The sequence below is a fragment of the Pseudomonas sp. 2VD genome (genome assembly GCF_005503585.1).
GTDB classification, from domain to species: domain Bacteria; phylum Pseudomonadota; class Gammaproteobacteria; order Pseudomonadales; family Pseudomonadaceae; genus Pseudomonas; species Pseudomonas aeruginosa.
On record NZ_SCND01000148.1, the window covers coordinates 1 to 13,682 of the forward strand.

Annotated in this window: 15 protein-coding genes and 1 pseudogene; 6 read left to right on the plus strand and 10 right to left on the minus strand. The window is 66.4% G+C overall.

The window, feature by feature from the left end; all coding sequences use genetic code 11:
- A pseudogene (glyA, locus tag FFS27_RS17195) lies at positions 1 to 401 on the minus strand (serine hydroxymethyltransferase); the annotation flags it as partial.
- A gap of 215 nt (positions 402 to 616) precedes the next feature.
- Between glyA and FFS27_RS17200 the strand changes: the two are divergent.
- From FFS27_RS17200 to FFS27_RS17210, 3 genes are all read left to right on the plus strand, one after another.
- Positions 617 to 1,258 (plus strand): hypothetical protein, encoded by a 642-nt coding sequence (locus FFS27_RS17200; protein WP_003096775.1) that lies wholly within the window; start codon positions 617 to 619, stop codon positions 1,256 to 1,258.
- A gap of 83 nt (positions 1,259 to 1,341) precedes the next feature.
- Positions 1,342 to 2,382 (plus strand): threonine aldolase family protein, encoded by a 1,041-nt coding sequence (locus tag FFS27_RS17205; protein ID WP_003096773.1) that lies wholly within the window; start codon positions 1,342 to 1,344, stop codon positions 2,380 to 2,382.
- A 1,415-nt stretch (positions 2,383 to 3,797) separates the two neighbouring features.
- Entirely contained in the window at positions 3,798 to 6,227 is a 2,430-nt protein-coding gene (locus FFS27_RS17210; protein WP_031635543.1) for a hypothetical protein, read from the plus strand.
- Here FFS27_RS17210 and gbcB read toward each other — a convergent pair.
- The gene (gbcB, locus tag FFS27_RS17215; RefSeq protein ID WP_003096769.1) at positions 6,221 to 7,321 is read right to left on the minus strand and encodes a glycine-betaine demethylase subunit GbcB; all 1,101 of its coding nucleotides are present in this window, start codon (positions 7,319 to 7,321) and stop codon (positions 6,221 to 6,223) included. The genes FFS27_RS17210 and gbcB overlap by 7 nt on opposite strands.
- Positions 7,322 to 7,745: 424 nt before the next feature.
- Here gbcB and gbcA point away from each other — a divergent pair, with 424 nt between their 5' ends.
- The 3 genes from gbcA to FFS27_RS17230 all read left to right on the plus strand — a co-directional run bounded on the left by gbcA (position 7,746) and on the right by FFS27_RS17230 (position 10,051).
- Positions 7,746 to 9,035, plus strand: coding sequence for a glycine-betaine demethylase subunit GbcA (gene gbcA / locus FFS27_RS17220; RefSeq protein ID WP_023100266.1), 1,290 nt, complete (start codon positions 7,746 to 7,748; stop codon positions 9,033 to 9,035).
- Positions 9,036 to 9,309: 274 nt separating this feature from the next.
- Complete coding sequence (locus FFS27_RS17225) at positions 9,310 to 9,870, plus strand: HdeD family acid-resistance protein (protein WP_003096765.1); 561 nt, start codon at positions 9,310 to 9,312, stop codon at positions 9,868 to 9,870.
- Positions 9,871 to 9,874: 4 nt separating this feature from the next.
- Positions 9,875 to 10,051 (plus strand): hypothetical protein, encoded by a 177-nt coding sequence (locus tag FFS27_RS17230; protein ID WP_003096763.1) that lies wholly within the window; start codon positions 9,875 to 9,877, stop codon positions 10,049 to 10,051.
- On the opposite strand, the gene FFS27_RS17235 is transcribed toward FFS27_RS17230, so the two are convergent.
- The 8 genes from FFS27_RS17235 to FFS27_RS17270 form a co-directional block, all read right to left on the minus strand.
- The gene (locus FFS27_RS17235; protein WP_003096761.1) at positions 10,048 to 10,338 is read right to left on the minus strand and encodes a cell division protein ZapA; all 291 of its coding nucleotides are present in this window, start codon (positions 10,336 to 10,338) and stop codon (positions 10,048 to 10,050) included. The genes FFS27_RS17230 and FFS27_RS17235 overlap by 4 nt on opposite strands.
- On the minus strand, positions 10,335 to 10,568 hold the full coding sequence (locus tag FFS27_RS17240) for a hypothetical protein (RefSeq protein WP_003105710.1): 234 nt from the start codon (positions 10,566 to 10,568) through the stop codon (positions 10,335 to 10,337). Before FFS27_RS17240 ends, FFS27_RS17235 begins: the two co-directional genes overlap by 4 nt.
- A 95-nt stretch (positions 10,569 to 10,663) precedes the next feature.
- On the minus strand, positions 10,664 to 10,897 hold the full coding sequence (locus FFS27_RS17245; RefSeq protein ID WP_021263185.1) for a hypothetical protein: 234 nt from the start codon (positions 10,895 to 10,897) through the stop codon (positions 10,664 to 10,666).
- Positions 10,898 to 10,910: 13 nt separating this feature from the next.
- Positions 10,911 to 11,315: a hypothetical protein gene (locus FFS27_RS17250; RefSeq protein WP_021263184.1), complete on the minus strand. Its 405-nt coding sequence runs from the start codon at positions 11,313 to 11,315 to the stop codon at positions 10,911 to 10,913.
- 31 nt (positions 11,316 to 11,346) lie between these two features.
- Complete coding sequence (locus FFS27_RS17255) at positions 11,347 to 11,553, minus strand: helix-turn-helix domain-containing protein (protein WP_003096753.1); 207 nt, start codon at positions 11,551 to 11,553, stop codon at positions 11,347 to 11,349.
- 7 nt (positions 11,554 to 11,560) lie between these two features.
- Positions 11,561 to 12,130 carry a hypothetical protein gene (locus FFS27_RS17260; protein ID WP_003136292.1) on the minus strand — a complete coding sequence of 190 codons (570 nt, stop codon included), beginning with the start codon at positions 12,128 to 12,130 and terminating at the stop codon, positions 11,561 to 11,563.
- Positions 12,131 to 12,254: 124 nt separating this feature from the next.
- Positions 12,255 to 13,028, minus strand: coding sequence for an electron transfer flavoprotein subunit beta (gene etfB / locus FFS27_RS17265; RefSeq protein ID WP_014604129.1), 774 nt, complete (start codon positions 13,026 to 13,028; stop codon positions 12,255 to 12,257).
- A 35-nt stretch (positions 13,029 to 13,063) separates the two neighbouring features.
- Positions 13,064 to 13,682, minus strand: a 619-nt coding sequence (locus FFS27_RS17270) for an electron transfer flavoprotein subunit alpha/FixB family protein (protein WP_137952112.1), incomplete at its 5' end; no start/stop codon positions are given.

Below are 13,682 nucleotides of genomic sequence, written 5' to 3' on the forward strand. Positions count from 1 at the left end.
GACACCTTGGCGCCATGGGTGAGATGGCCGCCATGGGCCAGGCTCATGCCGAGGATGGTGTCGCCGGCGTTGAGCAGCGCCAGGTACACCGCGGCGTTGGCCGAGGAACCGGAATGCGGCTGGACGTTGGCGTAGTCGGCGCCGAACAGCTGCCTGGCGCGGTCGATGGCCAACTGCTCGACCTTGTCGACGTGTTCGCAGCCGCCGTAGTAGCGCTTGCCCGGATAGCCCTCGGCATATTTGTTGGTCAGGCCGCTGCCCTGCGCCTGCATGACCCGCTTGCTGGTGTAGTTCTCCGAGGCGATCAGTTCGAGATGGTCTTCCTGGCGGGCCTCTTCGGCGTCCATCGCGGCGAGCAGTTCGTCGTCGTAGCCGCGGATCTGGTCATGCTTGCTGAACATCGCTGGGTCTCCCTGCGGCGCCGGAACCGCGCCGGAATGGCTGCAACGGGACACGCGGTCCCTTTGCCAGCGATGGTATGACCGGCCCTGCCGGCCCAGATGCCTATGCACGCCACGGGGAGGTGCGTTTGCGACATGGCGGTGGGATTCGGCAACCGATGCGGAACGCCCCGGGCTGGCGCTAAACTGCGTGCTCTTCGTCCTGCGAGAACACCATGAAACGCCCGCTGATCTTCCTTTCCGCCGTGCTGCTCGGCGCATCCCTGCAAGGGTGCGGGGGCGGCGATGAAAAGCAGGCCGCCGCGCCTGCGCTGCCGGCCGATTCCTGCACCGGCCATGAACTCGAAGTGGCCTTGCCGCCGGCCGGCAAGCCACTGTTCGGCTACGACTTCCTCTCCCGCCAGTGCGGCTACAACGATGCCACCGTGGTCTTCGGCGCCGCCGACGGCAGCAAGCGCCTGGAGATCGTCCTCACCGACACCGGCCTGCCGGCGCCGCCGACCGAGGGCGACGCGGTGGCCTATCGGGCGGCGCAGGACAAGCTGCGCGAGATGACCCAGACCAACCTGACCCTGCTCCACAAGACCCGCGAGACCGCCCTGAAGAACGGCACCGCCGAGCGCTTCGGCGGCGAGGACTACCTGCCGCTGATCGATACCACGCGAATGGGCGACCCGTTGGGGGTGATGGTCCCGGCCAAGGGCGAGGAGGGCGTCTCGACCCTCAGCGGAGTGATCAAGAACCGCTACGTACTGACCCTCAGCACCCGCGACATGCCCAATGGCGGCAGCGCCACGGCGATGCGCCAGGTGCTGGTGCCGTTCGTCGAGCAGATGAAGCTGACCAAGCTACCCTGACAGACTGTGCCGGCACCTACCCGTACCGGCGCGACCGCACGGAGCCCCACAAGGGCTCGGCAACCGTTCCATCCGAGGCCCACATGACCGATAACACCCAACAGTTCGCCAGCGACAACTATTCCGGTATCTGCCCCGAAGCCTGGGCGGCGATGGCCGAAGCCAACCGCGGCCACGAGCGCGCCTATGGCGACGACCAGTGGACCGCGCGCGCTTCGGACTACTTCCGCCAGTTGTTCGAGACCGATTGCGAAGTGTTCTTCGCCTTCAACGGCACCGCCGCCAACTCCCTGGCCCTGGCCGCGCTGTGCCAGAGCTACCACAGCGTGATCTGCTCGGAGACCGCCCACGTCGAGACCGACGAGTGCGGCGCGCCGGAGTTCTTCTCCAACGGCTCCAAGCTGCTGCTGGCGCAGACCGAGGTCGGCAAGCTGACCCCGGCGTCGATCCGCGACATCGCTCTCAAGCGCCAGGATATCCACTATCCGAAGCCGCGCGTGGTGACTCTCACCCAGGCCACCGAGGTCGGTACGGTGTACCGCCCGGACGAGTTGAAGGCGATCAGCGCCACCTGCAAGGAACTCGGCCTGCACCTGCACATGGACGGCGCGCGCTTCTCCAACGCCTGCGCCTTCCTCGGCTGCTCGCCGGCGGAGCTGAGCTGGAAGGCCGGGGTCGACGTGCTCTGCTTCGGCGGCACCAAGAACGGCATGGCGGTGGGCGAGGCGATCCTGTTCTTCAACCGCGACCTGGCCGAGGACTTCGACTACCGCTGCAAGCAGGCCGGCCAACTGGCCTCGAAGATGCGCTTCCTCGCCGCGCCCTGGGTCGGCGTACTGCAGGACGATGCCTGGCTGCGCTACGCCGATCACGCCAACCGCTGCGCGCGCCTGCTGGCCGAACTGGTGGCCGACGTTCCCGGCGTCAGCCTGATGTTCCCGGTAGAAGCCAACGGCGTGTTCCTGCAGCTTTCCGAGCCGGCGATCGAAGCCTTGCGCGCGCGCGGCTGGCGCTTCTACACCTTCATCGGTGAAGGTGGCGCGCGTTTCATGTGTTCCTGGGATACCGATATCGAGCGGGTCCGCGAACTGGCGCGGGACATCCGCCTGGTGATGGGCGCCTGAGTCCACTCTCGGCCGCCTCCATGAACCGGGGCGGCCGCTCTTTCCTCATCTCCTGTGGATAACTCTGTGGGCTAACTGTTCGGGAGCTATGCAAAAGTGCCCCCGGCAACACCCTCCCTATCTCCGCCGGGGGTGTTGAAAGCCTTTATCCACGCGGTTCCACTCCCATGGCAGGAGAACCTGGCCAATCCACAAACACTGTGGAGTCGAATGTGAATAACGTGTTCGCAGTCGCTTCCGCGCGGCGCCCTGCCGGGCTCTTCGGAGGTTGGTCGGTTTTTGAGCGAAAACAGGCGTTTGTGAAAGGACGATGAAGGTTCAGGTGAAAAGCGCTGACGAAACGGTGACGGGCATTGTCCCTGCGGGACCCAGACAGGCCTGTGGATAGAAAAGCAAGGAGCGAAGTGGGGGCAAATGCCGCAAACCCCCTGCGCGGACGTAACGGCTTGAGGAAAAAGACAAAATTCTCCCGCTCCGATGGCGGTGGAACAGCGGTTGCGGCCGCCGCCGGGAATTTCCCCCAATTCCTGTTGAGGTCAGTGTGCAGAGCCTGTTTATAGAATGCTGGGAGCCAGAGGGCCCGCGCCTTCCAGGCTATTGGTCAAGAATTGAGCGGATTTTCTGTCAACAGGCTGCCGGCTTGCTTTAGGGGGCATGTGCACAAACGCAGGGTTGCTCACAAAAGGCCTGGAAAGCCTTGTGGACAACCTGTATGGATAGTTCTGTAAGCCTTATAAGGTAAGGCCTGCATGGAGTTGGTCAATAAATGGTCAGGCCGGGCGGGAAGGGATGAAGAGCCAGAATAGGCCAGGTTTTTTCTTCATCCTGTGAATATTTTTCTGGTTTTCCCCAAGGGGAGTGTAAAGCCCTGTGGAAAAATTGTTCGCTCACGCTTGGGGCGGCCGGACGGCGGGGTCTCTGGCGGATTGATCGTTAAATGAGCAGGAGACTGCGCCTAGCGCGAGCGGAGGAGAAGCGCGATTCACCCGGAGGGTAGGCGGATGTGCTGGCGGAGCCCATGCGCCAGGGCGAGTGGACATCGTCGGTATAGCGATCGTTGACCCGCGGGGTATCAGGGGGTCTCATGGACCACACGGTCTGTGGATAAGTCTGTGATCAACCTACCCTCGAAAGGCCTCTCCAGAGATCGGCAAGGGCTTTGTTCCTGGAGCCTGAAACCAACTTGAAGTTGTCGTTTTTACCTTTAATTTCAAATGCTTACAATCGATCGTCGAGAACGCCAAGGTGGCGAGAAGACACCTGTATGGAATTCCAGTCCGAATGTGGACAACCTTGGCGCCCTGGTGTTTTCAAGTATGAGAAGGACAGAGCTGCGCGATGGCTCTGGTGGTTGGCCGGAGCCTTGATTACCCTTGGCTTTTGCCAGGAAAGTGGGATGGATCATGGATGATCGGATGTCAGACAAGCCGCTCGGCCGCTTGTTGCTCGAAGGCCTCGGCGAGATCGCCTGGATCGCCGTGCTGGTGGCCCTTGGCGTCCTCCTGCCGTTGCCGCTGGTAGCGCTGGGTTGGGCGCTGCTGCTGGGCGCCGAGTGGGCCATGGATCGTTGGCGCGGCAAGGTGCCGTATCGCCTGCAACAGGCGCTGTTCTTCTGGGTTCTGGGTGGCGGCATCGCCCTGGGCCAGGCACTGCCGGGCTTCTGGCTGGGACTGGGCGGTGGCTTGCTGGCGGTGATCGGCGGCGTGCTGCTGCAGATCCGTTTCGAGCGTGGCCTGCGCCTGGAGCGCCAGGCTCCGCAGGCGCTGGACGTACCGCTGCCGGCGGGAGGTAGCGCCTGGGGCGGCGAAGCGCCCGAGCGAACCCCCGAGGGTGAGGCGATCCGCCTGTTCGACGGCGGCGAGATCGCCATGGGCGGCCCGCTGGTATGCCACTACCTGATGCCCGACGGTTGCTTCATCCCCGACTGCAATCCTTCGGCACGCTTTTCCAGCGATGGCCGCCACTTCGTTTCGCCGATACCGAGCCGAGGCGCGTGGGGCCTGGCGATCTTCGACCGGCAGGAGCGGTTGCTTTACCGCTGTGCCGTGGACAACTTCTGGGAGCTGGACAGCGTCACCGAGCGCGAGGTGATCGGCCGGCACAGCCCGCTGACGTCCAACGCACCGCAGCGCCTCGAGCTGCAGGCGCTCAAGGCCGGCAGCGAGGCCGAGGCCTTCGTTGCCATCGGTGACCTCTGGCTGCCCGAAAGCGAATGGCAGCGCTGGAGCGGGGATCTGCGCGCGCAACCGCTACCGTCCCCGCTTGGCGGGCCCGCGCTGGAAATCCGCCCCTGGCTGCCGGCCAGCCTGCTGGCCCTGGACGATCCTTTCGCGCCGCTGCGCGCCAACCGCGGCGAGCTGTGGATAAACGGCGAGGCCAGCGGCCTCTACCTGTCGCGGGAAGCGCCGCCATTGGCTTGGAACGATGACGGCCGGGCGCTGGCGCTGCAGGCAGCAGGCGAGCCCCTGGGGCAGGATACCTACTGGCTTTGGCGAGAGGGTGGCGGCCTGCGTGCGCTGGGCGCGCCGTGGTCGGCGTTGCCCGCCGAGCCCCATGCCGGCGGGCCCGAACTGCTCGGGCTGGAGGATGGCTGGCTGCGTTTCGGCCTGGACCTGGCGCAACCCTGCCTGACCTACGAACGCTACGGCACGCTGGGTTCGTACAGCCATTCCAGCCTCTACCTTCTGCACGCTCGCGATGCGGACGACCGGCCGCGCTGGCGCGAGGCCGACATGCCGCGCCTGGACCTGTTGCTGCCCCTGGATGGCGCGGCCGGCAGGCCGGGATGCCTGTTGCAGAGCGCACCGCTGGCCGATGGCAGCCGGGCCGTCTGGGAGTGGTTGCGCGACGATCAGGAGGCGGAGCGCGGCGCCTATGCCTTGCGCCTGGGCGACTGGCGCCTGGATGGCGAGTGGACGCTCGACCACCGCGTGTCCGATTGCGGTCGCTACCTGGCCCTGGTGGCCTTCGCCGAGGCGCCGACCCTGCCGCAGCGCCTGGCCATACTCGATAGCCGGGAGCGGCGTCTGGAGTGGCTCGCCGAGCCGCTGGCCGATCTACACCTGCAAGGTTTCATCGATGGCCAGGTGCATCTGCTCCACCTGCTCGGCCGCAACGCCTACCAGCCGCCGGGCGGGCCGGGCGAAGGCGACCCCGGCCTGTTGCGCCGCTTCGACGAAGGCTTGCCCGAGCCCGGCGCCTGGCACGCATTCGGCCGCTTCCACGACGACTGGCGGCATTACTACGAGCAGGCGCGGGTGGCGTTCGATGGCACGGCCTGGCGGCTGTGCCCCGCGTCGCGCTGGCTGGACGCACCGCCGCGGCCCTGGAGCGACGGCAACTTCGTCTTGCCGTCGGTGGGCGCGAAGGACGCCGCCTGGGGCTTCGGTTTCCACTACGAGGGCATGCACCGAGACGAGGACGTGCGCGCCGGGTTCAGCCGCGATGGCTACCTGCTGACCGCGTCGGGCATCGGCTTGGGCAACCTGGCGGCGCCAATGATCTGGTCGGCGGACGGTCGCTACCTGGCGCTGACCCGGCACGTCCAGCGCTACGAGGAAAGCGAGCTGGAGCGGGACCAGTGGCGCCTGCTGCTGCTCGACGTGCAAGAGCGGACGTTGCGTCGCTACCGCGACGACCTCGGCGAGTACCTGTGCTTCGACAGCTTCGACGACGACCTGTGCTTCCGCTGCGCGGGGACGGGGCGCTACGTGCTGGCCCTGGACTCGCTGCTGAAGGCTCCCGCCGAGTCGCTACAGGCCTGCGTCGGACGCTGGCTGCCGGCCGAGGAGCTGCCGCGGCGGCGCTACTGGGAGCGCCTGGCGTTTCCCTCGCGTCCTCAGTAGTCGATGACCACGTCGCCCTTGGGCACGCTGCAGCAGGAGAGGATGTAGCCTTCGGCGACATCCTCGTCGGTGATCCCGCCGTTGTGCTCCATCTCCACCTCGCCGGCGGTCTTCATTACCTTGCAGGTGCCGCAGATGCCCATCCCGCAGGCCTTCGGAATGTGCAGGCCGAGCTTGGCGGCGGCGGCGTGCACGGTTTCCCCGGGGCTGACGCGGATGCTCTTGCCGGTGGCGGTGAATTCCACCTGGTGCTGGTCGGCGACCGGTACCTCCGGCGCCTCGGCGGCTTCCGCGGCCAGTTCCCTGACGTCGGCGCGGACCTCCGGCGGAGTCGGCCCGAAGGCTTCCTCGTGGTAGCGGCTCATGTCGTAGCCGTGGCCCTGCAGCAGGTGCTTCACCGCGCTCATATAGGGCGTCGGCCCGCAGCAGAAGATTTCCCGCTCGAGGAAGTCCGGGGCGATCAGTTCCAGCATGCGCAGGTTCAGGTAGCCACGGTAGCCGGCCCAGGCTTCGCCGAGGCCGTGGCGCTCGCAGATGATGTGCAGGCTGAAGTTGTCGATCCGCGAGGCCATGTGCTCCAGCTCGCGGTGGTAGATGATGTCCTTCGGCGAACGGGCGCTGTGGACGAAGACCATGTCGACGTTGGCGTTGGTGTCGAAGAACCAGCGCGCCATGGACATTACCGGGGTGATGCCGACCCCGCCGGAGAGGAACAGCACCTTGTCGGCCGGGAAGTCGATAGCGTTGAACAGGCCGACCGGACCGTGCACCGGTAGCTCCTGGCCTTCCTTGAGGTTGTCGTGCAGCCAGTTGGAAACCCGCCCGCCCGGCACCCGCTTGATGGTGATGGAGAAACTGTAGGGCACCGAGGGCGAGCTGGAGATGGTGTAGGAGCGCATCACCGGCTCGCCGTCGATCTCCAGCTCCAGGGTGACGAACTGGCCCGGCTTGAAGAAGAACAGGATCGGCTGGTCGGCCATGAAGCAGAAGGTGCGCACGTCCCAGGTTTCCTGGATGACCTTGACGCAGCGCACGAGGTGCCGGCCGTTGGCCCAGGTCTGGGTGGTGACCGGATTGAGGAAGTTGCTCGACATGATGATCTCTCCGCGCGCACGGGGCCGAACGATGGCCTGATGGGGCGGATTGTGCGCATCGCCGTGGCCGCTCATTTACCTGCCAGCGACATTTACATGCTTATCGCGACCTGCCTGCTGGGGCGCGGCCCGGAGCGTCGGAAACGGATGCGGTCATGTCGCCCATGGATAAGGTCGGCGGCGGGCGCGGGCCCACACTCCAGACCAGCCGAGACGAGGGTTTGCATGAACCCCGGGAGGGTAGAGCCCGGACGTGTAGAGCGACTGACCTTCATTCCCGCCACGGCGGGGCCCGTCCATCGGCAGGGCGGGATTCCGGACGCCGCGCCGGGATGAGGAAGGCTGTGAACGCCACCTTGCGTAGCAACCGTATCAGCCACTTTTTCCGCCGCCACCCGCGCGGGGGCGGCATGAGGAGTTACCGATGGACGTCACTTCCACCCTGAGTCTCGGCGATCCCCTGGAACCGGCCCGCAAGGCCACCGCCGACATGCTGCGCAGCCGCGACCACAGCTTCTCGCTGCCGCAGCCCTTCTACTGCGACCAGCGCCTGTTCGAGATCGACATGCAGGAGATCTTCCACAAGGAATGGCTGATCGCCGGCATGACCTGCGAGATTCCCGCCAAGGGCAATTTCCTCACCCTGCAGATCGGCAAGAACCCGGTCCTGGTGATCCGTGGCGCCGAAGGCCAGGTGCATGCCTTCCACAATGTCTGCCGGCACCGCGGCTCGCGCCTGTGCGTGAGCGAGAAGGGCAAGGTGGCCAAGCTGGTCTGCCCCTACCACCAGTGGACCTACGAGCTGGATGGCCGCCTACTGTTCGCCGGCACCGAGATGGGCGCCGACTTCGACATGAAGGAGTACGGCCTGAAGCCGATCCAGGTGAAGACCGCCGGCGGCTACATCTTCATCAGCCTGGCGGAGAACCCGCCGGCCATCGACGACTTCCTGGCGACGCTCGAGCACTACATGGAGCCGTACGACATGGAGAACGCCAAGGTGGCGGTGCAGACCACCATCCGCGAAGCCGCCAACTGGAAGCTGGTGATCGAGAACAACCGCGAGTGCTACCACTGCAACGGCTCCCACCCGGAACTGCTGAAGACCCTGCTGGAGTGGGACGACGTCACCGACCCGCGCGCCAGCCAGGCGTTCAAGGACCAGGTGGCGGCCTGCACCAGCGCCTGGGAGGCCGAGAAGATCCCGTACGCCCACGCCAGCTTCGGCCTGCGCAATCGCATCGTGCGCATGCCGCTGCTGGACGGCACCGTGTCGATGACCATGGACGGCAAGCAGGGCAGCAAGAAGCTCATGGGCCGGATCAAGAACCCCGACCTCGGCTCGATGCGCATCCTGCACCTGCCGCACTCCTGGAACCACTGCATGGGCGACCACCTGATCGTCTTCACCGTGTGGCCGATCAGCGCCCAGGAAACCCTGGTCACCACCAAATGGCTGGTGCACAAGGACGCGGTGGAAGGCGTCGACTACGACGTGGCGCGCCTGCGCGAGGTATGGGACGCGACCAACGACCAGGATCGTCGGCTGGCCGAGGAGAACCAGCGCGGGATCAACTCCGACGCCTACCAGCCTGGTCCATACTCGAAGACCTACGAGTTCGGCGTGATCAATTTCCTCGACTGGTACAGCGAGCGCATGCTGAACAACCTTGGCGAGGAGCCCGCCCACGTGCGCAAGGTGGCCGGCAGCTAAGCCGGACGAGGCGCCCCCTGGCGGGGCGCCGCTGCGGAGGAAAGGTCATGGACAACCTGCTGTTCTACGTCAGTTCCGCTTTCGTCAGCCTGCTGCTGGCCTGGAACCTGTTCGCCTGCTGGCGCCGCCAGCGGCCGCCGGAGAAGTCCCGGCCCTGAGCCCGCGCGCACGCCTTGCCTCCCGCCTCCGCCCCCTGACAGCCTCCCGGCAAAAGGACTAAGGTGGGAGGACTCAACCTGAACGGGCCGCTCAAGGGCGCCCTCTGGAGGCAAGCGTGGAAAACAATCCCCTGTGGGCCGAACTGGGCAAGCACTGGAAACTGGTGGCCCTGCGCGGCGTGGCGGCGCTGGTGTTCGGCGTCCTGACCCTGCTCTCGCCGGCCCTGGCGCTGACCGTGCTGGTGCTGTTCTGGGGCGCCTACGCGCTGGTGGACGGGGCGTTCGCCCTGATCGCCGCGTTCAACATGCGCAGCGATGGGCAGTTCAACTGGCCGCTGGCGCTGGTCGGGGTGATCGGCGTGGCGGCCGGCCTGGTTGCGTTCTTCTGGCCGCAACTGACCGCCATCGGCCTTCTCCTGATCATCGCCGGCTGGGCGCTGGCGATGGGCATCTTCCAGATCGTCGCGGCGATCCGCCTGCGCAAGTCGATCCAGAACGAGTGGTGGATGATCCTCTCTGGCGCCATCTCGGTGCTGTTCGGCGTGCTGATGATCGCCAACCCCGGCGCCGGGGCGCTGGCGGTGGTCTGGGTGATCGGCGCCTACGCGGTGTTCTTCGGCGTGCTGCTGGTCATGCTCGCGCTGCGCCTGCGCAAGACTTCGACCCTGAAGGCCTGACGCGGTGGCGGCGAAGCCGGCGGAGGAAACGCGCTGGTGCCTGTGGCGCCAGGACGACAACGGCAATGCCTTCGTCATGCGCCGCGACCTGACGCGCGACGAGGCCTGCGCGCTGGTCAAGGACTACCAGGCGCGCGGGCATCGGCAGCTGTATTGGGCGAGTCCGCAGGCGCGCGACTAGCTCGATGCCCCGGCGATCCGCTCGACCAGCGCCTCCAGGCGCTGCTCCACCGCCCGCAGGCGCGGTGACTCGCCGTCGTTCGCGCCGAGCTGGCGGGCGCAGAGGTTGAGCGCGGAGAGCACCACCAGCTCGTTGCTGGTGACGTAGGGAAACTTGCGCTTGTTGGCGTCCACTTCCGCCTGCAGCAACGCGGCGGCGTCCGCGAGGGCCCGCTCCTCGCCGGCCGGCACGCGGATCGAATAGTCCCGGCCGAGGATCGACAGGACCTGGACGCCGTCGCGGCTCATGCGCTAACCGGTTGCTGCGCGCTGAGGCGCTCGACCAGGGCTTCCAGGCGGGCCTGGGTGCCGCTCTGCTTTTCTTCCTGCTCGAGCATGGAGAGTTGCAGGGTTTCGTTTTCCTCGGTGGCCTGGCGCAGCTGCTGCTGAAGCTGGTCGTGGCTGTCGCGCAGGGCCTGGTTCTGTTGCAGTAGCTCGGCTACCAGGGTTTCCAGGCGTTCCAGGGTGTTCTCCAGCATGATCTCGTCCCAGTCGTTCAAAGGGCGCGCAGGATAAAGAAAAGCGCCTGCCGAAGCCAGGTCCGTGGTCGGTTGCCAGGCTTCGGCACCCGGCTTCACCAGTGAAAGCTGCCGCCCAGCGAGTAGTGCCCGGGGTCGGCGACGAAGGGATCGCGATCGGTGGCCGGCGGGCAGTTGCGCCGCTTCAGGCAGTCATCGGCGCGCTCGGCGTAGCTGCGTTCGTCGCCGCTGACGCGGACGTCCGGAAGGCTGCCGGAGAAGGAGGGATAGCCCTGGGCGCAGCCGACCAGGAACAGGAACGGCAGGAAAGGGAAGAGGCGTCGGCTCATGGGGATACTCCGATCATTGGGGGCGTTCGACGATGCGGCGGATGGTGCCGCCGCAGATGTCGGTGAAGCAGCGGTCGTAGTCGGAACCGCAGTTGAAGTTGCCGGAGCCGCCGAAGCCGTTGTAGCCGAACGAGGAGGAATAGCCTGGTGCCAGGCATTCCTTGCGCGCCTGCTTCTTGCTCTTGCCCTGGCTGCAATAGTGGTAGCTGCGCCGTTCCGCTTCGCGCAGGCGGTGTTCGTTCTGCCATTCCAGGCGCGCGAGGCTTTCGCACTGGCTCTGTTGCGTGCGGCACTGGGCGACGCAGGTGCGTCCCGCCTCGCTTGGCGGCATCACGTACTGGTAGCGGACGGAGGGGCCGCAGCCCGAGATCAGGGCGAGCGCGAGCGCAACGCCCGAGAGGTTCAGGTGTCTGTTCATGGTTTCTGGTTGGGAAAGGGGGGAGCGGGGATCAGTCGTCCGCGACGTATTCCAGGATGTCGCCCGGCTGGCAGTCCAGGAAGGCGCAGATCTTCTCCAGGGTGTCGAGGCGGATGCCCTTGACCTTGCCGTTCTTTAGCAGGGACAGGTTCTGTTCGGTGATACCGATGGCTTCCGCCAGCTCCTTGGAGCGGACCTTGTTCTTCGCCAGGATGACGTCTAGTCGGATGATGATCATGGGGTCGTCATATGAAGGCTCTTACTTCTTCGTCCAGTTTCCTGGCTTCGCTCATCATCAGGCCGAACGAGCAGAGAAAGATCGCCTTGAGGAACTCGTAGGCCGCTTCGGAAGTGAGTCCTATCGAAACGCTCAGGACACGCTCGCCGTCGGGCAGGTCGAGAGATAGTACAAGACCTTGCAGCGTATTGATAAATGGCTGGAGCAAGAGTGCCAGGAAGGACAGCAGGCCGATGTGCACCAGGGTCCTGGCGTTGCGCTGCGACCAGCGTTCGCCCTTGGCCAGGCGGCGGAAGAACAGGCCGGTGAGCACCAGGCCGAACGCGGAAAGCAGGGTCGGCAGGTAGTCCAGCAGCATCAGCAGCGCCCGGCTGCTCCAGGACAGGACGAAGCCGTCGCTGGCCAGGCGCGGCATTTCATCGCTCCAGGCCTGCAGGTAGCCCTGCTCGCTGAGGCCGGAGAACCAGAGGTGGGTGTTCGCTCCGAGTTCGATGCAGGCCATGCCCCAGGCCAGGATGGCGCAGAGCATGCCGAGCAGATAGAGCTTGTGGTTGCTGAGATGCGTGGACAGCGCCATGCCGGGTTCCCCTGTGTGTTTCGCGTCTGGATGGCGAAACTAGGGAATAAATTATCGTAATACAATAATTTATCGTCACCACGTCATAACTTGTGATCTGGCGCACAGTGCGTTCTGACCCGCTTCAGCGGATCACGCCTTCCTCGCGCAGGAGCTTGAAGATGGCTTCGGCGCCGGCTTCCGCCGAAAGATCCTTGAGTACCTGCCCGGTACCGCCGGAGGCCTTGGCGGTGGCGGCTTTCATCCGCTCGGCGCCGGTCTTCGCCTTGATTACCTTGAGCCGCTTCGGTCGCGGCCGGGCCGGTTGCAGGCTGTCTTCGGCGAGCAGTGGGTCGTCGACCACCTCCACCTCATGGGCCTCGATCTCGCCACGCCTAGCCGGGCCGAAGGCGCTCTGCCGGGCCGCCGGTGCGGCGTTGTCGACGCTGGCGACGAACGGCAGGCGTACCCGCAGCCGGCGTCGCTGGCCGCGAGGCAGAGCCTGGAGGACCTGGGCGCTGCCGTCTTCGACCTTCTCGACCTCGGCCAGGCCGACCACCAGTGGCCAGCCCAGGCGCTCGGCGAGGAGGAAGGGCAGCATCCCGGAGCCTTCCCCGGTTTCCGCCTGGCTGCCGGTGAGCACCAGTTGCGCGCGGGAGTCGCGCAGGTGCTCGGCCAGTGCGGGCAGGGCGTCGGCGCCGGCCGGCTGTTCCAGCACGGACAAGCGTTCCAGGCCCATGCCGAGATAGCCGCGCAGCGCCTCGGCGTGCGGGTCGCCGGCGTGCAGCACCTGTAGGCGTGGGCCGCTCAGGCGCAGGCCGAGTTCCACCGCGCGGGCGTCCTGTTCGGCACGGCGCGGGCGTCCGGAGGCGGGATGGGCGCCGATGGAGACCAGCGCGACGATGTTCAGCTCAGTCATGGTTCGATACCGATGAAAGGTACGTGGAAGCGGGTTCAGGCCGCATCGCGGGCGGCGCCGTTGCGGTGTGCCTCGGCCAGGCGGATCAGCGCGCGGAGGATTTCCGTCGAGTCGCCGATCACCGAGAGATCGGCGCGCTTGATCATGTCGCAGCCGGCGTCGCGGTTCACCGCCACCACCTTGTCGCAGGCGCCGATGCCCTGCAGGTGCTGGATCGCCCCGGAGATGCCCACCGCCAGGTAGACCCGTGCGGTGACCCAGGTACCGGTGGCGCCGACCTGACGGTTGCGCGGCATGTGCCCGTCGTCCACCGCCACCCGCGAGGCGCCCTCGGTGGCGCCGAGGGCGGCGGCGGCCTGGTGGAACAGCGCCCAGTCCTGCACGCCGTTGCCGCCGGAGAGAATGAACTCGGCCTCGGCCATGGGGATCCGCGCCGGGTCCACGGCCACCGGGCCGAGGTCCTCGATGCGTGGCAGGTTGCGCGCCACCTGCGCGGCCATGTGCAGTTCGCGAGCCTCATGGCGGGTTTCGCTGACCGGCTCGGCGCATTCCGCCGCGGCCAGCAGCAGGCGCGGCAGGGCGCGCTGGATGTCCTCGCGGCCGGCGCCGGCGCGGCCGATGCAGCGGCCGTCCTCGACCTGCCCGCACTGGCCG

Excerpts from the sequence above, each read along its gene's own strand:
- FFS27_RS17200 (WP_003096775.1), top strand. The coding sequence starts at position 617 with ATGAAACGCCCGCTGATCTTCCTTTCCGCCGTGCTGCTCGGCGCATCC.
- FFS27_RS17205 (WP_003096773.1), top strand. The coding sequence starts at position 1,342 with ATGACCGATAACACCCAACAGTTCGCCAGCGACAACTATTCCGGTATC.
- FFS27_RS17210 (WP_031635543.1), top strand. The coding sequence starts at position 3,798 with ATGTCAGACAAGCCGCTCGGCCGCTTGTTGCTCGAAGGCCTCGGCGAG.
- gbcB (WP_003096769.1), bottom strand. The coding sequence starts at position 7,321 with ATGTCGAGCAACTTCCTCAATCCGGTCACCACCCAGACCTGGGCCAAC.
- gbcA (WP_023100266.1), top strand. The coding sequence starts at position 7,746 with ATGGACGTCACTTCCACCCTGAGTCTCGGCGATCCCCTGGAACCGGCC.
- FFS27_RS17235 (WP_003096761.1), bottom strand. The coding sequence starts at position 10,338 with ATGAGCCGCGACGGCGTCCAGGTCCTGTCGATCCTCGGCCGGGACTAT.
- FFS27_RS17240 (WP_003105710.1), bottom strand. The coding sequence starts at position 10,568 with ATGCTGGAGAACACCCTGGAACGCCTGGAAACCCTGGTAGCCGAGCTA.
- FFS27_RS17245 (WP_021263185.1), bottom strand. The coding sequence starts at position 10,897 with ATGAGCCGACGCCTCTTCCCTTTCCTGCCGTTCCTGTTCCTGGTCGGC.
- FFS27_RS17250 (WP_021263184.1), bottom strand. The coding sequence starts at position 11,315 with ATGAACAGACACCTGAACCTCTCGGGCGTTGCGCTCGCGCTCGCCCTG.
- FFS27_RS17255 (WP_003096753.1), bottom strand. The coding sequence starts at position 11,553 with ATGATCATCATCCGACTAGACGTCATCCTGGCGAAGAACAAGGTCCGC.
- FFS27_RS17260 (WP_003136292.1), bottom strand. The coding sequence starts at position 12,130 with ATGGCGCTGTCCACGCATCTCAGCAACCACAAGCTCTATCTGCTCGGC.
- etfB (WP_014604129.1), bottom strand. The coding sequence starts at position 13,028 with ATGACTGAGCTGAACATCGTCGCGCTGGTCTCCATCGGCGCCCATCCC.